We start from the raw sequence: 23,031 nt of genomic DNA, 5'->3' as shown, positions 1-23,031 counted from the left end.
CGGGCGCGGGTCAGGCGGTGGGCTCGGCGGGGGTGGCCTGGGTGAGCAGCAGCAGGATCTCGTTGGCCACCGGCGGCCGATCCTCGCCCGGGCAGTCCTGCGAGGTGATCAGGCCGGCCGAGGTGAGCAGGCTGGAGGTCAGCGCGTCGATGCAGCTGACCCGGTAGCGGCGGGCCTCGTCGGTCTCCTGCCGCAGGCGCGGGTCGGCGAGCAGGTCGTGCAGCCGCTTCACCTGCTCGGGGTCGAGGCTGCCCGTCGAGGTCACCCCGTCGCCGGCGCAGTCGTCGCACTCCCAGTGGCCGTCCGGCTCGACGTTGAGCGACCGGAGCGGACCGTCCTGACCGAGCTTCTGCACCAGGCTGACCCGGTTGGCCGCTCCGGCGCCGGGGGAGGCCGTCGCCGCCGCGGCCTTGTCCGGTGTGGATTCCGTGCCCCGGTCGAACACCGAGCAGGCGGTGAGGGCGATCGTCAGGACGGCACCGGCGCAGACCATGAGCATGCGTGACCACTGGTTGGGAACCACGCGCCGGAACTTACCCCACCGTAGGTAGCGACCGGTACCCGCCGACCGGACGGGCATCGATGGGTGTAACGGTCGGTCAGCGGGACGAGGTGGGCAGCCCGGCGCTGTCCCCGTCGACGCCCCGGTCGGCGGCGAATCCCCGCACGTCCGGCGCGCCGAGCCGGGCCGCGTCGGCGGTGGCGTCGTCCGGCATCAGCTGGGACTCCCGCTCCGCCTCGACCCGGGCCCGGTAGTGGGTGATCTCGCGCTCGCGGGTGGCCGCGTCCCAGCCGAGCACCGCGCCCATCAGCTCCGCGGTGTGCCCGGCCGACTCCAGGCCGCGGTGGGTGGTCTCGAAGGAGATCCGGGTACGCCGGGTCAGCACGTCCTCCAGGTGCAGCGCCCCCTCGGCGCGAGCCGCGTACGTCACCTCGGCGGCCAGGTACTCCGGCGCGCCGGCCAGCGGCGAGGCGAGCAGCGGGTCGGCGTCGACCAGGGCCAGCAGCTCCCGGGTCAGCGTGCCGTACCGCTCCAGCAGGTGCTCGACGACGCCGACCGGCACCCCGTGCCGGCGGGCCAGGTCGGCCCGGTCCCGCCACATGGCCTGGTAGCCGTCGGCGCCGAGCAGCGGCAGGTCGGCGGTGCGCGAGGGACGACCGCCGCCGAGCCGGCGGACCGCCCGGTCCACCACGTCGGAGGCCATCACCCGGTACGTCGTGTACTTGCCGCCGGCGACCAGGAGCAGCCCCAGCATCGGCTCGAAGACGGCGTGCTCGCGGGAGAGCTTGGAGGTGGAGTCCGCCTCACCGGCGAGCAGCGGGCGCAGCCCGGCGTAGACGCCCTCGATGTCCGCCGTGGACAACGGCCGGTCGAGCACGGTGTTGACCTGGTCGAGCAGGTACTGGATGTCGCGGGCGGAGGCGGACGGGTGGGACCGGTCCAACCGCCAGTCGGTGTCGGTGGTGCCGATGATCCAGTGCCCGCCCCAGGGGATGACGAAGAGCACACTGGTGGCCGTCCGCAGGATCAGCCCGGTCTCGCCGGTGATCGCCGAGCGGGGGACGACCAGGTGCACGCCCTTGGAGGCCCGCACCCGGATGCCGGGGCGCAGTCCGACGTCGTTGAGCATCCGCGACATGTCGTCGCTCCACACGCCGGTGGCCCCGATGACGGTGCGCGCCCGTACCTCGAACTCGGCTTCCGGCGAACCGGCGGGCGCCTCCAGGTCGCGGACCCGGACCCCGGTCACCTCGCGGGCCTGCCGGATCAGCCCGACCGCGCGGGCGCTGCTCACCACGGTCGCGCCGAGGCTGGCCGCGGTGCGGGCCAGGGTCACCACCAGCCGGGCGTCGTCGACCTGGCCGTCGTAGTAGCGGATGGCGCCGGCCAGCGAGTCGGCCCGCAGGCTGGGGAAGATCCGGCGGGCGCCCTCGCGGGTCAGGTGCCGGTGCAGCGGCATCCCCCGCCCACCGCCGAAGACCCCGGCGAAGGCGTCGTACGCGGCCACGCCGGCGCCGTAGTAGGAGCGGCGGAACGCCCGGGCCGGCAGGTCCCGCAGGCCACGGCCGGCGGGCAGCGGCACCAGGAACGGCACCGGCCGGACCAGGTGCGGAGCGAGCCGGGTGGCGAGCAGGCCGCGCTCGGTGAGCGCCTCGTGGACCAGGTGGAACTCCAACTGCTCCAGGTAGCGCAGGCCGCCGTGGATCAACTTGCTGGACCGGCTGGAGGTGCCGGCGGCGTAGTCGCGGGCCTCCACCAGGGCCACCTTGAGCCCCCGGGAGGCGGCGTCCAGCGCGGCGCCCGCCCCGGTCACCCCACCACCGATGACCAGCACGTCGAACCGTTCGGACCGGAGGCGGCGCAGGTCCGCGGCGCGGCGCTCCGGGGAGAGCTGGCCGGCGGCGGATCGGGTCACGTTGGGGTCGCGCACGGGTCCACCGTAACCGCCCGGGGCCCCGGGCAGCAGGTCCTGTCCCCCGCCAGGGGCAGGGAGAGGCATTGATCACCCACCCGCGACGGGGATCGCGCGATCCGGGCACGCCGGGACGGCACGGACGTCCGGGGGCGGGTCGGGCGTCGTACTGTTTCCGGATGCGGCCCGAGCCACCTCCCACCGGAAGCGACGGGACCGCCCGGTCCGCCAACCCCTGGGCGGTGGTGGCGGCCGTGCTGGCGGGCGGCTGGACGGTGGCGACCACCGTGCTGCTCCAGGTCGCCGGCTGGTCCGTCGACCAGGTACGCCTCGTCAGCGGGCTGGACCGGTGGCCGTGGCTCTGGCCGGTGGTCTCCCTGGCCGGCGTCCTGCTGGTCGGCCTGCCGGCCCTGCTGCTGACGCTGCTCCCCCGGTCCCCGGCGCTGCGGGGCACCGGCCGGGCCTGGCTGGCCGGAGCGCTGGCGCTCGGCGCGCTCGGCGCGCTGCGTGCCCTCCCGCCGGTACACCACGAGCTCTACCTGGCGGCGCTGGCCGCCACCGCCGCCGGGCTGGCCCTGGTCGCCGCCCGGCTGCCGGCCCGACGCCGCGCCCTGCCCGACGGATCGGGGGGCGAGCCCGAATCGGCGACCACCCCCGCTGCACCAGGGGGCGAGCCGGAGCCGGCGACCACCCCCGCTGCACGGGACGGCGAGCCCGGGCCTGCGGCCACTCCCGATGCACCGGACGGCGCATCCCGCACCGAGCGGCGGGCGAGCGGCACCGGCGGGGCAGGCGGCCGCCGGCCCGATCCGGTCACCCTGCTCGCGGTGGCCGCCGGGCTGGCCCTGCTGCTCCCCTGGGCCTGGCTCGGCGCGCTGGGCGGCCTGCTGGAGACCGTCCTCGCCGCACTGGCCGCGGCGGCGCTCGGCGCGCTGGCCGGGGTGCTGCTCGACGGGCGGTTCTGGTGCCGGCTCGGGGGCGGCGAGCCACCCCGGCCCGCCCGGCTGGTGTTCCTCGGCGGGCTGGTCGGCGGGGTCACCCTGCTGCTGCTCGCCGCCGGCACCGGGCAGTCCGGGGCCCAACTGCCCGCCCTGCTCGCCGTGCCGCCGGTCGCCTTCACGCTGGCCGCCCTGTACGCGGCCGCCCGCCGGACCGGCACCCGGGCCGTAGCACCGGTCCGCTGGCTGGTCGGCCTGGCGCTGTTCGGCCCGCTCGCCCTGGCCGACCCGGAGGAGGTCTCGGTCCTCCTGGCCACCACCCGCGACGTGCCGTTCTGGGTGGCCGCCGCCGCGGTCGCCGGGCTCGCCGTCGCGGTCCTGCTCGCCGTCGGGTACGGCGTCCTGCTCGCCCGGCCCCGGGCGGTCACGCCCAGCCGACGGGTGGCCGTGCTGGCCGCCGGCGTGCTGCTGGTCGCGGTCGGGGTGGTCGCCGTGGTCCCCGGGCAGCCCGGGCTGCACGGCGAGCGGCTGCTGGTGGTGCTGCGCGAGCAGGCCGACCTGACCGGTATCCCGGCCGGTACGCCGGGCCGGGCCGGTCGGGACGCGCGCGCCGCCGAGGTGTACCGCCGGCTGGTCGCCACCGCCGAGCGGACCCAGGGCGACCTGCGCCGGGAGCTGTCCCGGCTGCGCCTGAGCCCGAGGCCGTACTACCTGGTCAACGCGATCGAGATCGACGGTGGTCCGGCGGTGCGGGCCTGGCTGTCGGGCCGTCCCGAGGTCTCCCGCGTGCTGCTCAGCCAGCGGGTACGGCCGTTGCCCGCCCCCGCCCCGACCACCTCCGGCGACGCGCCGGCGCCGGCCGGCCCGGCCTGGAACATCCGGCTGCTCGGCGCCGACCGGGTCTGGTCGGAGCTGGGGGTGACCGGTTCCGGCGTGGTGGTCGGCAGCTCCGACTCGGGCGTGGACGGCCGCCACCCGGCGCTGGCCGACGGCTTCCGGGGCGGCGACGACTCCTGGTACGACCCCTGGGACCGCACCCGCTCCCCGAACGACGCGGGCGGGCACGGCACCCACACGGTGGGCAGCGCGGTGGGTCGGGACGGCATCGGGGTGGCCCCGGGTGCGCGCTGGGTGGGCTGCGTCAACCTCGACCGCAACCTCGGCAGCCCCGCGCACTACCTGGACTGCCTCCAGTTCATGCTGGCCCCCTTCCCGCCCGGCGCGGACCCGTTCACCGACGGCCGTCCGGCGCGCGCGCCGGACGTGCTGACCAACTCCTGGGGCTGCCCGCCGATCGAGGGCTGCGACCCGCGGGCGCTCCGGCCGGCCGCCGACGCGCTGGCCGCCGCCGGCATCCTGGTGGTCGCGGCGGCCGGCAACACCGGCCCGTACTGCGGCTCGATCGCCGACCCGCCCGCGCCGTACCCGGACGTGTTGACCGTCGGCGCGGTGGACCGGCACCGCCGGGTGACCCTCTTCTCCAGTCGCGGACCGGCCCCGGGCGGCGCGGCCAAGCCGGACGTGCTCGCCCCGGGCGCGGGCGTGCTCTCCGCGATGCCGGGCGGCGGCTACGCCACCCTGGACGGCACCTCGATGGCGACGCCGCAGGTGGCGGGCGTAGTGGCGCTGATGTGGTCGGCGAACCCGGCGCTCGTCGGCGACCTGGAGCGCACCCGCCGGATCCTGCGGGAGACGGCGCAGCCCGCGCAGCCGAGCTACCGCTCCCGCGCGCCGCAGGACGCCTGCGGCGGGGACGCGAACATCACCGGCGCGGGCCTCGTCGACGCGTACGCGGCGGTGCGGGCGGCCCGGGCCGGCTGATCGGGTCTTGCGCCCACCCGTGGTGGTTGATCTAGGGTCGGCCACCATGGAGTTCACCCTCGCCGACCTGACCGCCGACCGGGTCCCCGCCGTCGTCGCGCTCTGTGGACGCGCGCTCGACCTGCCCGAGGACGCCGCCGAGGCGGAGTCCGTGGTCACCGCCCTCTGGCCCCGGGCCTCGGCCGACCGGACCGTGCTGGCGGTCGGGGCGTACGCGGGGGACGAACTGGTCGGGGTGCTGATCGGATCGGTCTCGGCGGCGGAGGAGCGCCTCGGGCACGTGGACCTGCTGGCCGTCACGCCGCAGTGGCGGCGCCGGGGGGTCGGCCGGGCGCTGGTGGCCGAGGCGGAACGGCGGCTCGCCGGCCTCGGCGCGGCCGAGCTGCTGCTGGCCGGGAACCCGCCGTACTACGCCTGGCCGGGCATCGACGTGCGGTACACCCCGGCGGTCTGCCTGGCGCTGGCGCTGGGCTACCGGCAGGACCGTACGGCCTGGAACATGACCGCCGACCTGTCGTACGACGGGTCGCCGGCGCTGCGCACGACGGAGCCGGCGGAGGCGAGGCTGGCCGGCCAGGGCGTGACCGTACGCCGGGCGGAGCCGGCGGACCTGCCGGCGCTGGCCGCGTTCGCCCGCTCCACCTTCGGCGGCGCCTGGGACGGCGAGCTGGCCGGCTCGGTCGGCCGCGCCGACGCGGGCTGCCACCTCGCGGAGCGGGACGGCGAGATCCTCGGCTTCGCGGCCTGGGGCTCGTCGCGGCCGAGCTGGTTCGGGCCGATGGGCACCGCGCCGGCGGCGGCGGGCTCGGGCATCGGCGGGGTGCTGCTGCGCCGCTGCCTGCGCGACCAGCACGAGGCCGGGATCGGCGCGGCGCAGATCGGCTGGGTGGGCCCGGTGCCGTTCTACTCCGGCAGCGCGGGCGCCCGGATCGAGCGGGTCTTCTTCCTGTACCGCCGCACGCTCTGACGGCCCCTGCCGGCCGGCCGGACGCGGCGCTCGGCCCCGGGAAGGACCGCGATATATCGATAAACGGGCGAATGGGATATAGACCCTGATAATGCCATTCGCCCGCATGAGTGATGGCCGCCCCCTACCGTTTCGGTAGAGGAGGCGGACCATGACCACGGACGACGAACAGACCGACGACGGGATGCCCCGCGCCTGGGTACCGGTCGGCGACCCGCCCATCGCGGTGCCGTTCGACCGACGGGACTACGGCGACGCGGAGCAGCTCGCCGAGATGACCGGCGTCGACGAGCCGGAGGCCGAGGACCTGGTGACCGTGGTGGACGAGCCGGTCGCCATCCGCCCGCCGTACGACCGGGCGCAGAAGCGGCGTAACCAGCGCAGTCTGCCCTGAGGAGACGGAAAGGGGCGGACCGCTCGCGCGGCCCGCCCCTTTCGGCGTTGGTGGGGCTGGACTCAGAAGTCCATGTCCCCGCCACCCGGACCAGCCGGGGCGGCCGGGGTCTTCTCCGGCTTGTCCGCCACGACGGCCTCGGTGGTGAGGAAGAGCGCCGCGATCGACGCGGCGTTCTGCAGCGCCGACCGGGTCACCTTGGCCGGGTCGATGATGCCCGCGGCCAGCAGGTCGACGTACTCGCCGTTGGCGGCGTTGAGGCCGTGACCCGGCTCGAGGTTGCGGACGTGCTCGACGACGACGCCACCCTCGAGGCCGGCGTTGACGGCGATCTGCCGCAGCGGGGCGTCCAGCGCGATCTTGACGATCTGCGCACCGGTCGCCTCGTCGCCGGTCAGGTCCAGCTTGTCGAAGGCGGTCTTGCCGGCCTGCACCAGCGCGACGCCACCACCCGGGACGATGCCCTCCTCGACGGCGGCCTTCGCGTTGCGGACGGCGTCCTCGATGCGGTGCTTGCGCTCCTTCAGCTCGACCTCGGTGGCCGCGCCGACCTTGATCACCGCGACACCGCCGGCCAGCTTGGCCAGGCGCTCCTGCAGCTTCTCGCGGTCGTAGTCGGAGTCGCTCCGGTCGATCTCGGCCCGGATCTGGTTGACCCGACCCTGGATCTGCTCGGCGTCGCCGGCACCGTCGACGATGGTGGTCTCGTCCTTGGTCACCACGACCTTGCGGGCGCGGCCCAGCATGTCGAGGCCGACGGCGTCCAGCTTGAGGCCGACCTCCTCGCTGATGACCTGGCCACCGGTGAGGATGGCGATGTCGGCCAGCATGGCCTTGCGGCGGTCACCGAAGCCCGGCGCCTTGACGGCGACCGACTTGAAGGTGCCGCGGACCTTGTTGACGACCAGGGTCGCCAGGGCCTCGCCCTCGATGTCCTCGGCGATGATCAGCAGCGGCTTGCCCGACTGCATGACCTTCTCCAGGATCGGGAGCAGGTCCTTCACCGACGAGATCTTGCTGTTGACGATCAGGAGGTAGGGGTCGTCGAAGACGGCCTCCATACGCTCCGGGTCGGTCATGAAGTACGCGGAGATGTACCCCTTGTCGAAGCGCATGCCCTCGGTGAGCTCGAGCTCCAGGCCGAAGGTGTTGCTCTCCTCGACGGTGATGACGCCTTCCTTGCCGACCTTGTCCATCGCCTCGGCGATGATCTCGCCGACGGTGTTGTCACCGGCGGAGATGGAGGCGGTGGAGGCGATCTGCTCCTTGGTCTCGACGTCCTTGGCGAGCTTGAGCAGCTCCTCCGAGACGCTGGCCACGGCGGCCTCGATGCCCCGCTTCAGGGCGATCGGGTTGGCGCCGGCGGCCACGTTGCGCAGGCCCTCGCGAACCAGGGCCTGGGCCAGGACGGTCGCCGTCGTCGTGCCGTCACCGGCGACGTCGTCGGTCTTCTTGGCGACCTCCTTGACCAGCTCGGCGCCGATCTTCTCGTAGGGGTCCTCGAGCTCGATCTCCTTGGCGATGCTCACACCATCGTTGGTGATGGTGGGGGCACCCCACTTCTTCTCGAGCACGACGTTGCGGCCCTTGGGGCCGAGCGTCACCTTCACGGCGTCGGCGAGCTGGTTCATGCCCCGCTCGAGGCCGCGGCGCGCCTCTTCGTCGAACGCGATCATCTTGGCCATACGGCGTTGTCCTCCTGGACACTCACGGGCCACCCGAGTGTTTGTGCCCCGGATGGGCCGCCTGGTGTACGCACCTTGGGACGTCGCCACCTGGCGACGACGACGTCCTTCGGCCGGGCCGGATAGCCCGCGACGACCGGCCGTGTGCCCCATCGGCGTCTCCAACGCCGCTGGAACCTTGGCCCCACCGTCCCGACCACTGGCACTCACGGTATGCGAGTGCCAATGACTTGTTTAGCACTCTCCCCTGCCGAGTGCAAGCACACTCGGGCCGGTCAGCCGAGTTCCGCCGCCAGTTGCGCGGCGTTCACCGGCCCCTCGTGGGCCCGCTGCTCGGCGTACGCCACGACCAGCCCGACCAGCTGGACCAGGTAGACCGGGACGACCAGCACCGCGGCCAGCGTGACCACCACGACGGCGCCCACCGCGGTGCCCGGCGCCGCGAACGGGTCGGTGCCCAGCGGCGCCGTGCCGACGGCCTCCAGCACCGCGCCCAGCACGCCGCCGAGGACGATCGCCACCGCCACCAGCCCGACCCGGCCCAGCACCATGCCGAGCCGGTCGTGGAAGAAGCGGAACGAGCGGCCGATCGGGTTCTGCCGCTCGAAGAGGTAGACCGGACCGGCCAGGGCGAGGGCGAACGCGAGGTAGACGCCGGGCAGCACGCAGAAGCAGATACCGGCCGTGACGATCACGCCGACCAGCAGGGTCCAGCCGTACAGCCCGGGCGCCCGGCGCAGGCCGTAGCGCAGCGCGCCGCCGAGGTCGGCCGGCTCGCCGGCCGCCTGCCGGGTGACCACCCAGGTGCCGGCCGCCCAGCCCACGCTCTGCAGCAGGTAGAGCAGCAGGGCGGCGACCAGCGTCGCGCCCCCGAACGTCAGGAGGTCACCCAGGTAGCCCGGGGGCAGCGAACCGTCGGCCGGCACCTGCGAGGACGGCTCCAACCCGAGGGTGATGATCGAGACCACCGCGGCGGGGAGCGCCTGGGTGAGCAGCATGATCGGCAGCAGCGTGCGCCAGCCCCGACGCAGCGCGCCGGCGCACCGGGTGAACCAGCCGTCGACGCCGGCGTGCGGCGGGTTCACCAGCGGGTCGGCCGGGTCCCAGCCGCCGGCGGCCGGCCAGCCGTACGGGAGGTGGCCGGCGTACGGCGGGTAGCCCGGCGGGAAGCCGGCGTACGGGTCGGCGCCGGGCGGATAGCCGCCGGTGGGCGGGAAGACCCAACCCTGGTACGGGCCGGCGGGCCCGACCGGGCCGCCCGGGGCGGGCGGGTCCACGGGGTCGGGTCCGGGCGGACCAGACGGGGACTGGTCGGACATGAGCACTCCTCAGCGACGGCTGGATCGGCCCACGATCTTCCCTGGTGCCCGCCCGCGCCGCTGCCCCGTGGGGGGCCGGCCGACGAGCGGAACCGGACGCGACTCAGGCGATGACGCGCACCCGCTCGGCCTGCGGGCCCTTCTGGCCCTGGGCGATGTCGAACTCCACCCGCTGCCCGTCGTCCAGCGCCTTGTAGCCGTCCATCTCGATGGCGGAGAAGTGGACGAAGACGTCCTGGCCGCCGTCGACGGCGATGAAGCCGTAGCCCTTCTCGGCGTTGAACCACTTCACGGTGCCCTGTGCCACGGTGCACTTCCTCACTCTGCGCGGCGTTCCACGACCCCGGGGCCGGCGGACCGGCACCGGAGGACCACCGCTTCGGCGATCGGTGAGGGCCGCTGAATCGGTGACCGAAATCGCACGCTACACGAGGCGTGACGGCGGCGCACGACCACAAATCGGGCATATTCCGGTGCTCCGCCGACCGTCCGTCCATCGGCGGTGGTCGCTGCGGTATGCATGCGGACATGACACCTGCCCCGGCCCCGCCGGAAGCCCGGAGAGCCACCGTCCGCCGGGTACGCCCCGAGGACGCCGCCCGGATGCGGGCGCTGCGGCTGGAGATGCTCGCGGACGCGCCGCTGGCGTTCCTGGAGACCGTCGCCCAGGCCGCCGCCCGCCCGCACGCCGACTACGCGGCCCGGATCGCGTACGTCTCCCGGGGTGACCACACCGCGCAGTTCGTCGCCGACCCCGGTGGCCGGCTGGTCGGCCACGCCGGCGGCACCGCCTCCCCCGACGAGCCGGGCCTGACCGTCGTCTACGCCGTCTACGTGACCCCCACCTGGCGGGGCAGCGGCCTGCTCGCCGACCTGATCGACGGGGTGGCCGCCTGGTCCCGCGCCGCCGGCCGCCCGGAACTGCTGCTGGAGGTGGTGGTCGGCAACGACCGCGCCTACCGCGCCTACCAGCGGCTGGGCTTCACCGACACCGGCGTACGCGTGCCGCACCCCACCGTCCCCGCCATGCGCGAACTCCAGATGCGCCGCCCCGCCTGACCCCCACCGCTAACACCACGCAGGGCAGCACCCCGACGAGCCACACCCCCGGTCCCGGCAGCGACGCCCGAAGCGCACCCCGCACGGGTTTCCGGGGGAGCCCGCCCGCGGAAGGATCAAGCCTGACCGCCTGGAGCGGGCGGGCTCCCCCGGAAACCCCGACCTGGACCAAAGGCGAAAACCTAGACGTGCCGCCGGCTCTGCACGATCCGGAACCGGTTCGCCACGTACGCGCCGTCGGTCAGCGCGGCGTTCGCGGCCGGGTTGGCGCCGCTGCCGTGGAAGTCCGAGAACGCGGCCGACTGGTTCACGAAGACCCCGCCGGTCAGGTTGCAGGACAGGTGCACCCCGACGTCGACCGCGGCGGCCTCGGTCGCGTCCAGCACGGCCTCGTCGGTGGAGTAGACGGCGGCGGTCAGCGCGCCCTTCTCCCCCACCGTCGCGCGCATGATCTCCAGGCTGTGCGCGGTGGAGTCGGTGGCGATGACGAAGGAGATCGGCCCGAACCACTCGCGGCCGTAGGTCGCGGTGTCGTCGGCGGCCAGCTTCACGATGGTCGGCGTCCGCACCACCGCGCCGGGCAGCGCCGGGTGCTCGACGGCACGCGACTCCAGCACCGGCTCGCCGACCTTGGTCACCTCGTCGAGCCGCTCCAGCACCCCGTCGTTGACGATGGCGCCGGTCAGCTCGACGCCGCGGGCCGGGTCGGCGGTGAGCTTGCCGACCGCGCCGGCGATGCCGGCGGCCACCTCGTCGAAGCTCTTGTGCCCCTGGTCGGTCTCGATGCCGCCGGCCGGGATGAGGATGTTCTGCGAGGTGGTGCACATCTGGCCGCTGTACAGGGTCAGCGTGAAGCCGAGGTTGCGGCACAACCCGGCGAAGTCGTCGGTGGAGTCGATGACCACCGTGTTCAGGCCGGCCTTCTCGGTGTAGACGGCCGCCTGCCGGGCGTTCGCCTCCAGCCAGTCGCCGTACTCGGTGGAGCCGGTGAAGTCGACGATCTTCACGGCGGGGTGCAGCGCCAGGGTGGAGGCGAGCTTCTCGCCCGGCCCCTCGGAGGCGAGCAGCACCAGGTTGGGGTCGAAGCCGGCCTCGGCCAGCACCTCGCGGGCGTACCGGACGGTGATGGCCAGCGGCAGCACCGCGCGCGGGTGCGGCTTGACGACCACCGGGTTGCCGGTGACCAGCGAGGCGAAGAGACCCGGGTACGAGTTCCAGGTGGGGAAGGTGTTGCAGCCGATCACCAGCGCCACGCCCCGGGGCACCACGTGGAACGTCTTGGTCATCCGCAGCGGGTCGCCCTTGCCGGCCGCCTTCTCCCAGCCGGCCGTCCCCGGGTGCCGGGTCATCTCGGCGTACGCGTAGGCGAGCGCCTCCAGCGCGCGGTCCAGCGCGTGCGCGCCGCCGGCCTGGAAGGCCATCACGAACGCCTGGCCGCTGGTGAACTGCACCGCGTTGGCGAGCTCGAAGATGTGCTTGTGCAGCCGGTCGAGGATCTCCAGGCAGACGCCCACGCGGGCCTGCGGGCCGGCGTCGCGCCAGGCCGGCAGGGCGGCCGAGGCGGCGGCGACCAGCTCGTCGGCGCCGGCGTGCGGGTAGCGCACGTTCAGCTCCAGCCCGAAGGGGCTGGTCTCGGTGGCGACCCGGTCGCCCGAGCCGGGCTGGTCGAGGGGGAAGTCGCCGTTCAGGTACGCCTCGAAGGCGGCCTTGCCGTCGGCGGCGGCGGTCTCGCCGTACACGCGGGGGCTGGGTGACTCGGGATAGGCGGACCAGTATCCCCGCTCCGTGATGGCGGTCAGCGCACGGTTCAGGGTGTCGGCGTGCCTGTCGTACAGGGGGTGCGGGGTCTCCGTCATGCCCGCCATCATGCAACAGGTTGGTCCCAGATCAGTAGAGCAGTGTCACAAGTGGGATCGTCACCCGCCGCTCGGTGAGGCCCCCCGGCCGCCGGTACCCGTCCGGCGCGGGATTGACCCGGCGGGTGCCGGGTAACCGCGCGGCCGGCGGGCGGAGGGGCGGCGGCGGGTGCGAACGACCGAGATCCGGGTGCACGGGGTTGCCGACAAGGGCCCGGAGACGGTGCTGGACCGGCCGGTGGTGACCCGGGTGGCGGGCGACCGGGACGCCGGCTTCCACCGGGTCCGCCCCGGCTTCGGGGACCCGACCGGCCCGAGTGGCGCGACGCTGGAGGCGTACCGGTGGAGCGGCCTGACCGGCGGCACCGCCATCCGGACGTTCTCGCTGGTCCTGCTCCTGCCGTTCGTCCTGAGCAACATCGCGGTCTGGATGCTGCCGCCGCGCCCCGGGGCGGAGGCGGTGGGCAAGTCGCTGTGCCGGCTGCTGGCCGCCACCCTCACCGCGATGTACGTGCTCGCCGCGGTCGGCATGGCGCTGGACCTGCTGGCGTGGCAGTGCGCCGCGTACCCCCGGTGCCTGGAGGGCCGTCGGGCGATCTCCTGGCTGGGGGGTCTGCCGCCCGGCCAGCGGCTGGCCGCGCTGTCCGTGCTGCCGATCGCCGCGGTGGCCCTGCTGCGCCGGCTCGGCGCGCGCACCTGGCAACTGCCGGAGAACACCGTCGCCACCCGGCAGGCCGCCGGGGCCGACCGGCTGGACTCGCCCGCGTTCTGGGACAACCGGGCGCTGCTGTGGCGACTGGCCTCGCTGCACGTGGCGGTCGCCCTGGGCACCCTCGACCTGGCCCTGCTCGCCGTCCTCGCCCCGCACGACCGGCATCCGGCCGGATACGCCCTGGTGGCGGCCGCCGTCGCCCTGCTCGTCACGGCCCTGGCGCTGCTCTGCGTGCCGGTCGTCGAACGGTCGATCACGACGAACGGGCGACCGTGGCCGACCAGGGTGGCCGCATGGTGCGCCGTGGCGCTGACCGCGCTCACCGTGGCGTACGCCGCCCTGCCGCGCGGGCCGTGGACCGCCGAGGGTGGGCTGCCCGGCTACGACGTTCTGGTCGCCGGTCTCTTCGCCAGTCAGATGATCCTGCTGCTGGTGCTGGCCGGGTTGATCCTGACCCGCCGCCGGCACGGCGCGCCGGCCCTGCTGCGTGGGCTGGGCGCGCCGGTGCTGGTGTCGGTCGCGATCGGGGTGGCGGTCGCCTTCTCCTCCGGGCCGAGCTACGCGCTCGCCGAGTTCCTGGACCGGGGCTCCAGTCCGACCCCGGTCCGGCCGCTGCCGCCCGGCGCGCCGCCGCTGTCCCCGCCGGTCCCGTACCGCTGGGCCCTGCTGGGCTTCTCGGGGGCGCTGGTGCTCGTGGTGGTGGTGCTGGTGCTCGGCAGCCGCCACGGGCGCACCCTGCGGCGACGGGCGGCGGAGGAGGTCGTGCGTCGCGACTACCCGGAGGCGGCCCGCGTGCCGCCGGAGCGGGTCCGCGCCGTCCGGGACCGGATCGCCCGGGCCACGGCCACCCACCGCCTCGGTTCGCTGCTGTCGGCGGCGTACGCGGTGCTGGCGGTGCTGACCCTCGGCGCGGCCGGGCTGTCGATCCAGTACCACGGGCCGGGCACGGTGGCGCTGCGGGTCGGCGGGTTGTCGCTGGCCCGGCCGGTGGTCTTCGCGACCGACCTGGGCAGCCTGCTGATCGCCGTGTTCGCGCTGGCGCTCGCCGCGGCCGGATTGTTCGCCTACCGGTCCAGCGCGATCCGGCTGGTCGGTGTGCTCTGGGAACTCGCCACCTTCTGGCCCCGCGCGGCCCACCCGTTCGCCGCGCCCTGCTACGCCGAGCGGGCCGTCCCGGACCTGACTCGGCGGATCGCCCACCTGACCGCGGGCGGGGACGGGGTGGTGCTCTCCGGGCAGAGCCACGGCAGCGTGCTGGCCGTGGCCACCGTCCTGCAACTCCCCGCCGCCAACCGGTCGCGGGTGGCGCTGCTGACCTACGCCTCCCCGCTGGGCCGGCTCTACAGCCGGGCGTTCCCCGCTCACCTCGGACCGGACGTGCTGCGCGACGTGGGCGAGCGGCTGGACTGGCGGTGGGTCAACCTGTGGCGCCTGACCGATCCGATCGGCGGCTGGGTCTTTACCCCCGGTCCCGTCCGGCCCGAGGATCCCGCGACCCGGGTGGACCGGCGGGTGCGCGACCCGGTGGGCCTGTTCATCCCGCCCGGGGGTACCGTCCCGCCGCCGATCGGCGGGCACCGGTTCACCCCCGACGACGACCTTTACCGGGCCGTCGGGGACCTGGTGGAGCGGCTGGGCCGGTGAACCCGGCGGTCAGAGCGCCAGTTGCCACTCCGTCGAGGCGTCGACCGGCCGGAAGCCGAGCTGCACGTTGATCCGGATCATGTGCTCGTTCTCCGCCGCGTTGAAGGTGTCGATCGCGCGCAGCGCCGGCTCGTACGCCAGGGCGTGCCCCAGGTTCTCGATCTTGGTGAGCAGACCGAGCCGGCGGCCGCGGTGGGCCGGGTCGACGATGGTGATCTGCTGCCAGGCGTGCCAGTCCGCGCTGGCGCCGAGGCTGAGCATGCTCCAGGCGACCAGCCGGCCGGAGCCCTCGTCGACCGCCGCTACGTGGTAGCGGCGGCTGCCCCGGAGGTCGAGCGCCCGCTCGATGCCCCGGATCCGGTCCGCGTCGACCCGCTCCTGCTCCCACTCCAGGTCGCCCAGGGGCGCGTCGGTCGTCAGCCGGCCCTCCAGGTAGGCGACGTCGTCGACGTACTCCTCGGGGGTGGCCTCCTGCCAGCGGACGGTGCGGTAGCCGGCGGCCGCGCTCCGGGCGCCGGCCAGCAGGGTGTCCAACGCGGCCCGGTCGAGCGTGGTGGTGTCCAGCCGGCGGCGTACGGCCGCCAGCGCGGGGCGGGCGCCGACCGCCGCGGCGAAGGCCGCTCCGGCGGGGTCGCGCGCCGGGCCGCCGGGCAGGGCCGAGACGGCCTCCCCCACCACCCGCTTGCGCCCCGCGTCGCGGAGCAGCCGCACCCCGTGCTCGTGCAGTGCCCGGCCGACGCCCCGCCGCCGGTACGCCGGATGCACCACCAGCTCGGCGACGGCGTTGTCGGTGTTGTCCAGTTGCGGCAGCTCGAGGCGGAGCCAGCCGGCCGGCACCCCGTCGAGCCGGGCCAGCGCCCAGTGCACGACGAGGCCCGGCATCGGGTGCCGGACCAGCGCCTCGAAGCGCCGCCGGCAGTACGGCGGGAGGTCCGGCGCGTCCGCGTCGGTGGCCGCCGCCCCGATCCGGTACGCCGCGTCGACGGCGGTCTGGTCGGTCGGCTCCAGTGGGGTGATGGAGATGCCCATGCCGGTGAGCCTGCGGCACCGGAAAGCGAACGGGCCAGCGATTTTCTCGCTGGCCCGTTCGGACGTTGGTCGGGAGGGACGTCCACACAACGCCTCCGGCGTTGGGTCGTAAGAACTCAAAGTCTCCGGCGGATCGCCCTCCCGCACGGAGCATCTTGCGCCGTCCGGTTCCTGTCGTCAAGTCCTTGTCGGCGGGTTTTCCACACTCACAGCGAAAAGCCAGTTACCCGGCGGATCGACCCGATCCCCCGTCCGGGCGAGCCGCCCATCCCCCGCCCGGCCGACCCCCGCCCCGCTCCGGCCGCGCTGGCGCCGCCCGCCGCCCCCGTTTGCGGCGTGTCGCGGTGTCCCGGCGGCGGGAGGCCGCGACACGCCGCAAACGGGGTCGAGCAAGCGGGGCCGACCGACGGGCGCCGAGGGCGGAGCGGTCAGGCGAGGAGGCCGGCGTCGCGGGCGGCGCGCAGCGAGGGCTTGATCCGGTGGGTCGGGCCGACCTGGCCGGCGACCGCGTCGATGGTCTTCAGGCCCTCGCCGGTGTTGAACACGACGGTCTCCGCGGTCGGGTCGAGCCGGCCGGACTCGACCAGCTTGCGCAGCACCGCCACGGTCACCCCGCCGGCCGTCTCGGCGAACACCCCGGTGGTCCGGGCGAGCAGCCGGATGCCGGCCCGGATCTCCTCGTCGTCCACGTACTCCATCCAGCCGCCGGTGCGGCGCACGGCCTCCAAGGCGTAGAGGCCGGCGGCCGGGTCGCCGATGTTGAGCGACTTGGCGATGCCGGTCGGCTTGACCGGGACGATGGTGTCGCTGTCGCCGTGCAGCGCGACCGCGATCGGATTGCAGCCGGCGGACTGGGCGCCGAAGACCTTCCAGCCGCCGGCCGGCGCCTCGACCAGGCCGATCTCGACCAGCTCGGAGAACGCCTTGTCGATCTTCGTGAGCAGCTCACCGCTGGCCATCGGGATGACCACCTGGGCCGGGATCCGCCAGCCGAGCTGCTCGGCCACCTCGTAGCCGAGGGTCTTGGAACCCTCCGCGTAGTACGGCCGGACGTTGACGTTGACGAACGCGGTGTCCTCGAACTCGTCGGTCTCCACCAGCTCGCCACAGAGCCGGTTCACGTCGTCGTACGACCCGTCGATGGCGACCAGCTCGCCGCCGTAGACGGCGGTGGTGACCACCTTGCCCTGCTCCAGGTCACCGGGGATGAAGACCACCGAGGGCACGCCGGCCCGGGCCGCGTGGGCGGCCACCGAGTTGGCCAGGTTGCCGGTGGAGGCGCAGGCGAACCGGGTGAAGCCGAGCGCCCGGGCGGCGGTCAGCGCCACCGAGACCACCCGGTCCTTGAACGAGTGGGTCGGGTTGGCGCTGTCGTCCTTGACCCAGAGCGGCGCGGTGATGCCCAGCTCGGCGGCCAGGTGCGGGGCGGCGACCAGGGGGGTCAGCCCCGGGTCGAGCGTCACCCGGGTGGCCGGGTCCTGGCCGGCGGGGAGCAGGGCGGCGTACCGCCAGATGTTCTGCGGGCCGGCCTCGATCCGCTCCCGGGTGACGGCGGCCAGGGCGGCGGTGTCGTAGTCGACCTCCAGCGGCCCGAAACACTCGTAGCAGGCGTGCTGGGCGGCGAGCGGGTACCGCGCGGAACAGGCGCGGCAGACCAGGGCGCGGGCCGGGCTGGCGGTGGTGTCGATGCCGGGGGCGGCGGGAAGCGTCGACGTCATGTCGAGAGTCCTCTCATCTTTCCCCGCATCGCACCCTGCGGCGGGGACGGAATTGGCACCTGCCCGCGCCGGCTCGTCATCGAGCGTGCGGGTGGTTGCCGGGGCGTCGTCGGGCCGTATCCCTCAGCCCCTCTGGATGAGGTATGCAGTTGTGCCACCGAGTCTAGAAGTTCCGCGACCCGAATCCGACCCCGGTTCCCACGCTGTGAGCTGAGGCCGTGGGTGGCGGGGGGTCAGTACGGTGCGGGCGATCACGTCGAGAGAGGAAGCCTCCGCCCATGCGCCGGACCCTGCCGAGCTTCGCGGCCGTCACGCTGGTCTGCCTGCTCACCGCGTGCGGAGGTGACACCGGGACGACCGACACCGCGTCCACCACCGTCACCCCGTCGGCGGACGCGCCCACCGCCGCGGCTCCGGCCGCCATCGCCCCCAGCGCCACGCCGACCACGGCGGCGCCGGCCGCGCCCGCTCCGGCGGAGACCCTGACGGCGAAGCCGAAGCCGCCCGCCGCCCCGGCGCTGACCTGCAAGCAGCTCGCCGGTGCGCACGTCGGCAGCGCCAAGGTGCCCTACAACGGCTACCCGGACCACCTGCCGCTGACCGAGGGCCGGTGGTCCGGCGAGGACGGCGCGACCGTGCTGTTGCAGAAGCCGTGCGGGATCGGCGACCTCGACGGGGACGGGGCGGCCGACGCGGTCGGCGTGGTCGCGTTGAACGGCGGGGGCAGCGGCACCTTCTTCACCGTGCTCGTCTGGCGCAACAGCGGCGGCAAGCCGGCCTTCCGGGCGCTGGCCGACCTCGGCGACCGCACCCCGGTCCTGTCGGTCAAGGTGGCCGGGCAGCAGGCCACCGTCGTCTGGCTGACCCGCAGCGACGGCAGGAGCATGGCCGAGCTGGACATCAGGCGCACGTCGACGTACCGGCTCTCGGGCCCGACGCTGGTCGAGGTGGGCCACACCGACGCGCCGTACACGCCCTGACCGCATCGCCGCCGGAGCCGTGCGGAACGGCTCCGGCGGCGGGTGGCCGACGGGTCAGGCGGGTACGGAGTTCCGGCCCGCCGGCGCGGGGGTGGCCACGCTGGCGCGGCGTCGACCGATCAGGCGGTCGAGCGCCCAACTGCCCGGCCCGAGCACGACCACCAGGGCGAACGCCCAGCAGAACAGGGCGGCGAGCTCGCCGTTGTTGTGTATAGGCAACAGCCCGTCCGGCTGATGCACGACGAAGTAGGCGTACGCCATCGAGCCGGAGGCGAGCAGCGCGGCGGGCCGGGTGAGGAGCCCGACCAGCACCAGCGTGCCGCACACCGCCTGGATCAGCGCCGCCCACCAACCCGGCCACTGCCCCACGGGCAGCGACTCGCCTGTGCCGCGGGCGCCACCGAGCACGCCGAAGAGCGACGACAGGCCGTGGCAGAGGAAGAGCAGGCCGATGACCATACGGAAGAGGGACAGGGCGGGTCCGTTGAACCGGTCGAGATTCATCTCGCTACCTCCGGGTGAGTGGAACGGTGCACCCAGGATCAGCCAGGAAATATCCGACCTAATGAACTTTTTGTTAACGAACGCGTCGACTGGGCGATTTAACGCTCAGGCCACCCCGCCGTCAGCTCGTGACATCCTTTCGGGTGAACCGCCAGAAGGCCAGCCCCCAGAAGAGCGTCGCGTAGCTCACCGCCGAGATCGCGCCCCGCACCACGTCGTCGGTCTGCACCGGAGTGGAGAGCAGGCCGAGCCAGGCGGTGCTGTAGTGCGTCGGCAGGAAGTTGCGCAGCCCGCCGAGGGCGGTGATCTGGTCCAGGATGCTGGAGAGGATCCAGAGCAGCACGGCGCCGCCGACCGCGCCGAGCGCGGCGTCCGTGGTCACCGACAGCAGGAACGCCAACCCGGCCACCACCAGCAGGACGACCGCCAGGTAGCCGAGCACCGCCAGCAGCCGCAGCAGCCCGTCGGCCGGTGCCAGTTCCGCCGCGACCTGGCTGCGCAGCGGCTCCCAGCCGTACCGCAGGGTGCCGGCGAGCAGGGCGGTGCCGGCGAGCAGCAGCAGGGCCAACGCCGAGTACGCCAGCGCGACCAGCAGCTTCACCGCGAGCAACCGGGCCCGGGGCACCGGCACCGCCAGCAGGTAGCGCAGGCTGCCCCAGCTCGCCTCGCTGGCCACGGTGTCCCCGCAGAACAGCGCCACCACCACGACCAGCAGGAACGACGCCGAGACGAAGATCGAGAAGAGGGTGAAGTTGAGCCCGCCCGAGGTGGCCAGCTCGACCAGGCTGCCGAACTCGTTGCGCCCGTTGTCGTCGTCGTCGCCGGAGTCGAACTGGAAGGCGATCAGGATGATCAGCGGCAGCAGCACCATGAACCCCAGCGCGAGCTGGGTACGCCGCCGCGACGCCTGCCGGCGGAACTCGGCCGCGAACGGCAGGGTCGCCGACGGCCGGTAGCCGGCCGCCGCCCCGCCCGGGCCGACCCGGCCGGCGTCGGCCGCACCCGCCGTGTCGATGGATGAGCCCGCCATCACCGGTCCCCGCTTCCCCGAGAGTTCTCGCCCACCAGGGCGAGGAACGCGTCCTCCAGGCGGCGTCGCGGCACCACCCGGTCCACCCCGATCCCGGCCCGGACCAGCTCCGCCACCACCTCGCTGCGCGCGGTGCCGTTGGTGTCCACCACCAGGCCGCCGTCACCGTCGGGCAGCACCCGGACCCCCTTCAGGCGGTCCAGCACGACCCGCGCGGCGGCCGGGTCGGTCACGTCGAAGAGCACGCTCGGCGAATCGCCGACGATCTCCTCGACCGGCCCGGAGGCGACGATCCGGCCCTTGTTGACCACCACCGCGTGGGTGCAGGTCTGCTCCACCTCGGCGAGCAGGTGGCTGGAGACCAGCACCGCCCGGCCGTCGGTGGCGTACCGCTGGAGCACCCGGCGCATCTCGGCGATCTGCGGCGGGTCGAGCCCGTCGGTCGGCTCGTCCAGCACCAGCAGCTCCGGCAGGCCGAGCATGGCCTGCGCGATGGCCAGCCGCTGCTTCATGCCGTGGCTGTAGTTCTTGATCCGCCGGTGCACCGAGTCGCCCAGTCCGGCGATCTCCAGCGCCTCGTCGAAGTGCGCGTCGGCAGCCGGCCGCCCGGTGGCCCGCCAGTACGCCCTCAGATTCTCCAGCCCGGACAGGTGCGGCAGGAAGCCGGGCCCCTCGACCAGCGCGCCGATCCGGGACAGCACCGGCGAGCCCGGCACCAGCCGGTGCCCGAAGACGTAGATCTCGCCGGCGGTGGGTTGGGTCAGCCCCATCAGCACCCGCAGGGTGGTGGTCTTGCCCGCGCCGTTCGGCCCGAGCAGGCCGACCACCTGCCCCGGGTGCACCTCGAAGTCCACGTTGGAGACGGCGACGAAGCCGTCGGCGTACTCCTTGCGGAGCTGGCGGACGGCGAGCGGGACGCCGGCGTACTCCGGGTGGACCGAGCTGTCCTGGCGGCGGTGCCGGCGGCGGGCGACGGCGACGACCACGGCGAGCCCGACCGCGATGGCGGCGAGCAGCCCGACCAGCACCCAGCGCCAGACGGTGGCGGTGGTGGGGATCGGCTCGGCGTCGACCGTCGGCAGGCTGACCGGGGCGTCGCCCGCCGCGACCGTGTAGACAGCCGGCTCGGCGGGTGTGGTGTACGCCTGGTCGGAAGTGGCGACCACGACCCGCAGCCGGTGCCCGGCCTCGATCCGGCGGACGATCGCCGGCAGCGTGACGGTGACCGGCCGCGCGCCGTCGAGGCTCTTCGGCAGGCCGGTCAGCCGCACCGGGGCGACCAGTCCGTCGGGGAGCGTCGCGGCGCCGTTCGGGTCGACGTCGTAGAGCTTGACGAAGAGCACCGCCTCACCGGTCGGCGAGGCCGCCCGGAGCGCGAAGGTGGGTGACCCGGCGACGTCCACGGCGTCGGCCAGCGGGGCCGACTCGAACCGGGCGTGCTGGCCGGGGACGTCGCCGGCCACCCCGCCGAGCAGCGAGCCGAGCGCGCCGGCGAAGGGCACCGAGGAGATCGCCGCCGGGTTGCCGTTCGGCGGGTTGGCGATCGGCTGGGCCGGGCCGGTGACGGCGATCTCGCGCCGGGCGTCCCCGGCGACGCCCGGGTAGTCGGCGGTGCGGTAGCCGGTGGCCACCAGGCCCCGGTCGAGGGCGTCGAAGCCGGCGATCCGGGAGAAGGTGAAGCCGTCGCCGGGAGCCGCCCCCTCGCCCTTGACGTAGTGGTCGAGCCACTGCGCGGTCAGGAACTTCACCCGGTCGGAGTCGCTGGTCGGCCCGGTGCCGCCGTCGTGGCCGCCGGTGTACCAGGCGACCCGCACCGGGGTGCCGGCGGCGGCGATGCCGCGCGCGTTGGCGTCCGCCTCGGTCAGCGGGAAGAGGCTGTCCGCCTCGCCCTGCACCAGCAGGGTCGGTGCCTTGATCCGGTCGACGACGCCGGCCGGGGAGGAGCGGCGCAGCAGGTCCACCGCCGCCTGGTCGGCCCGCCCGGTGGTGGCGATCCGCAGGTACGCGGCGCAGATGTCGGCGGCGAACCGGCCGCAGGACGGGTCGGCGGCCGGTGCAGGGCCGGGCGCGGGACCGGTGCCCGGTCCCGCGCCCGGCGCCGGGCTGGGCGGTCCGGCGGAAGCGGGAGCGCCCTCCGGCTGGGCGGCCGAGGTGCCGGAGAGCCCGGCCGGCCCGGAGCCCGCGTTGCCGCCGCCGCCGAAGAAGATCCCGGCCCAGCCCTTCTTGAACACCCCGTCGGTCGCCGGTCGGCCGGTGCTCTCCGGGAGGAAGGCCCGGGAGAGGTCGTTCCAGGTGATCATCGGGACGATCGCGTCGACCCGCTGGTCCTGGGCGGCCAGCAGCAGGGCCAGGCCACCGCCGTACGAGCCGCCGACCACGCCCACCCGGGGGTCGCCGGCGGCGTCGGTGCGGATCTCCGGTCGCTCCGCGAGCCGGTCCAGCAGCCGCTGGGCGTCCCGGATCTCGTAGTCGGGGTGGTCCAGGTGGATCTGGCCGCCGCTGCGGCCGAAGCCACGCGCGGTCCAGGTCAGCACGGCGTAGCCGCGGGTGACCAGGTCCTCCGCGTCGGACCGGACCGAGTCCTTCGTACCGCCGAAACCGTGCGCCAGCAGCACCGCCGGCACCCTACGGTCGGCCGAGGCGTCGTCGGGCAGCCAGAGCGTGGTGTCCAGTTCGACCGGCTGGTCGCCGGCAGGTCCGGATCGGACGGTGACCAGGGCGGACTCGGTGCGGAAGCCGGGCCGGTCCGGCCGGGCCGCCCAGACGGCGGCGGCGGCCAGCAGCACGACGACCACCGACGCGACCGCGACCCGGCGACGGCTGGCCAGGACGCGCCGCAGCCACGCGGCCGACAGCGGTGATCTCATGTGGCTCACGGTACGGCCCGGTTCCTGAGCGTTGGCTGGGATCCTCCGTACGTCCGTCCGGTTCGTCCGATCGACGAGCGGGGTCGATCGACGG

At 74.5% G+C, this 23,031-nt stretch carries 17 protein-coding genes and 1 riboswitch; of the genes, 6 read left to right on the top strand and 11 right to left on the bottom strand.

The window, feature by feature from the left end; all coding sequences use genetic code 11:
• Positions 1-10: 10 nt before the first annotated feature.
• On the bottom strand, positions 11-523 hold the full coding sequence (locus tag ACTMTB_RS01190; protein ID WP_441142090.1) for a hypothetical protein: 513 nt from the start codon (positions 521-523) through the stop codon (positions 11-13).
• A gap of 76 nt (positions 524-599) precedes the next feature.
• Complete coding sequence (locus ACTMTB_RS01185; protein WP_441142089.1) at positions 600-2,432, bottom strand: glycerol-3-phosphate dehydrogenase/oxidase; 1,833 nt, start codon at positions 2,430-2,432, stop codon at positions 600-602.
• A gap of 161 nt (positions 2,433-2,593) precedes the next feature.
• Between ACTMTB_RS01185 and ACTMTB_RS01180 the strand changes: the two genes are divergently transcribed.
• The 3 genes from ACTMTB_RS01180 (at position 2,594) to ACTMTB_RS01170 (ending at position 6,534) form a co-directional block, all read left to right on the top strand.
• Entirely contained in the window at positions 2,594-5,173 is a 2,580-nt protein-coding gene (locus tag ACTMTB_RS01180; protein ID WP_441142088.1) for a S8 family serine peptidase, read from the top strand.
• 46 nt (positions 5,174-5,219) lie between these two features.
• On the top strand, positions 5,220-6,140 hold the full coding sequence (locus ACTMTB_RS01175) for a GNAT family N-acetyltransferase (protein ID WP_441142087.1): 921 nt from the start codon (positions 5,220-5,222) through the stop codon (positions 6,138-6,140).
• A 151-nt stretch (positions 6,141-6,291) separates the two neighbouring features.
• Positions 6,292-6,534 (top strand): hypothetical protein, encoded by a 243-nt coding sequence (locus ACTMTB_RS01170; protein ID WP_441142086.1) that lies wholly within the window; start codon positions 6,292-6,294, stop codon positions 6,532-6,534.
• A 62-nt stretch (positions 6,535-6,596) separates the two neighbouring features.
• Here ACTMTB_RS01170 and groL read toward each other — a convergent pair whose 3' ends face one another.
• The 3 genes from groL to ACTMTB_RS01155 all read right to left on the bottom strand — a co-directional run bounded on the left by groL (position 6,597) and on the right by ACTMTB_RS01155 (position 9,845).
• Positions 6,597-8,219, bottom strand: a complete 1,623-nt coding sequence (groL, locus tag ACTMTB_RS01165; RefSeq protein WP_357612048.1) for a chaperonin GroEL — start codon at positions 8,217-8,219, stop codon at positions 6,597-6,599.
• A 275-nt stretch (positions 8,220-8,494) separates the two neighbouring features.
• Positions 8,495-9,538 (bottom strand): hypothetical protein, encoded by a 1,044-nt coding sequence (locus ACTMTB_RS01160; protein ID WP_441142085.1) that lies wholly within the window; start codon positions 9,536-9,538, stop codon positions 8,495-8,497.
• A gap of 103 nt (positions 9,539-9,641) precedes the next feature.
• A complete protein-coding gene (locus ACTMTB_RS01155; RefSeq protein ID WP_088960044.1) occupies positions 9,642-9,845 on the bottom strand; it encodes a cold-shock protein in 204 nt (67 codons plus the stop codon).
• 221 nt (positions 9,846-10,066) lie between these two features.
• On the opposite strand from ACTMTB_RS01155, the gene ACTMTB_RS01150 reads away from it, so the two are divergent.
• The gene (locus ACTMTB_RS01150; protein WP_210773696.1) at positions 10,067-10,597 is read left to right on the top strand and encodes a GNAT family N-acetyltransferase; all 531 of its coding nucleotides are present in this window, start codon (positions 10,067-10,069) and stop codon (positions 10,595-10,597) included.
• Positions 10,598-10,779: 182 nt separating this feature from the next.
• Here ACTMTB_RS01150 and paaN read toward each other — a convergent pair whose 3' ends face one another.
• Positions 10,780-12,453 (bottom strand): phenylacetic acid degradation protein PaaN, encoded by a 1,674-nt coding sequence (gene paaN / locus ACTMTB_RS01145; protein WP_441142084.1) that lies wholly within the window; start codon positions 12,451-12,453, stop codon positions 10,780-10,782.
• A gap of 169 nt (positions 12,454-12,622) precedes the next feature.
• On the opposite strand from paaN, the gene ACTMTB_RS01140 reads away from it, so the two are divergent.
• Positions 12,623-14,809, top strand: coding sequence for a hypothetical protein (locus tag ACTMTB_RS01140; protein ID WP_441142083.1), 2,187 nt, complete (start codon positions 12,623-12,625; stop codon positions 14,807-14,809).
• Positions 14,810-14,818: 9 nt separating this feature from the next.
• On the opposite strand, the gene ACTMTB_RS01135 is transcribed toward ACTMTB_RS01140, so the two are convergent.
• Both ACTMTB_RS01135 and thrC read right to left on the bottom strand, forming a co-directional pair.
• The gene (locus ACTMTB_RS01135) at positions 14,819-15,838 is read right to left on the bottom strand and encodes a GNAT family N-acetyltransferase (protein WP_441142082.1); all 1,020 of its coding nucleotides are present in this window, start codon (positions 15,836-15,838) and stop codon (positions 14,819-14,821) included.
• Positions 15,839-16,266: 428 nt separating this feature from the next.
• Positions 16,267-17,556: a threonine synthase gene (thrC, locus tag ACTMTB_RS01130; protein ID WP_210773699.1), complete on the bottom strand. Its 1,290-nt coding sequence runs from the start codon at positions 17,554-17,556 to the stop codon at positions 16,267-16,269.
• A gap of 10 nt (positions 17,557-17,566) precedes the next feature.
• Positions 17,567-17,699, bottom strand: a riboswitch (SAM riboswitch).
• 135 nt (positions 17,700-17,834) lie between these two features.
• On the opposite strand from thrC, the gene ACTMTB_RS01125 reads away from it, so the two are divergent.
• The gene (locus ACTMTB_RS01125) at positions 17,835-18,536 is read left to right on the top strand and encodes a hypothetical protein (protein WP_441142081.1); all 702 of its coding nucleotides are present in this window, start codon (positions 17,835-17,837) and stop codon (positions 18,534-18,536) included.
• 54 nt (positions 18,537-18,590) lie between these two features.
• Here the strand turns inward: ACTMTB_RS01125 and ACTMTB_RS01120 are convergent, their stop codons facing one another.
• From ACTMTB_RS01120 to ACTMTB_RS01110, 3 genes are all read right to left on the bottom strand, one after another.
• The gene (locus tag ACTMTB_RS01120) at positions 18,591-19,040 is read right to left on the bottom strand and encodes a DoxX family protein (RefSeq protein ID WP_441142080.1); all 450 of its coding nucleotides are present in this window, start codon (positions 19,038-19,040) and stop codon (positions 18,591-18,593) included.
• A gap of 121 nt (positions 19,041-19,161) precedes the next feature.
• Positions 19,162-20,070, bottom strand: coding sequence for an ABC transporter permease (locus tag ACTMTB_RS01115; protein ID WP_441142079.1), 909 nt, complete (start codon positions 20,068-20,070; stop codon positions 19,162-19,164).
• Entirely contained in the window at positions 20,070-22,937 is a 2,868-nt protein-coding gene (locus ACTMTB_RS01110) for an alpha/beta fold hydrolase (protein WP_441142078.1), read from the bottom strand. The genes ACTMTB_RS01115 and ACTMTB_RS01110 overlap by 1 nt, the downstream gene beginning before the upstream one ends.
• Between the last annotated feature and the right edge of the window lie 94 nt (positions 22,938-23,031).

The organism is Micromonospora sp. L32 (assembly GCF_052068055.1).
Taxonomy (GTDB): domain Bacteria; phylum Actinomycetota; class Actinomycetes; order Mycobacteriales; family Micromonosporaceae; genus Micromonospora; species Micromonospora purpureochromogenes.
The sequence above is the reverse complement of the archived record's forward strand: the minus strand, read 5'-3'. Positions and strand labels throughout refer to the sequence as shown.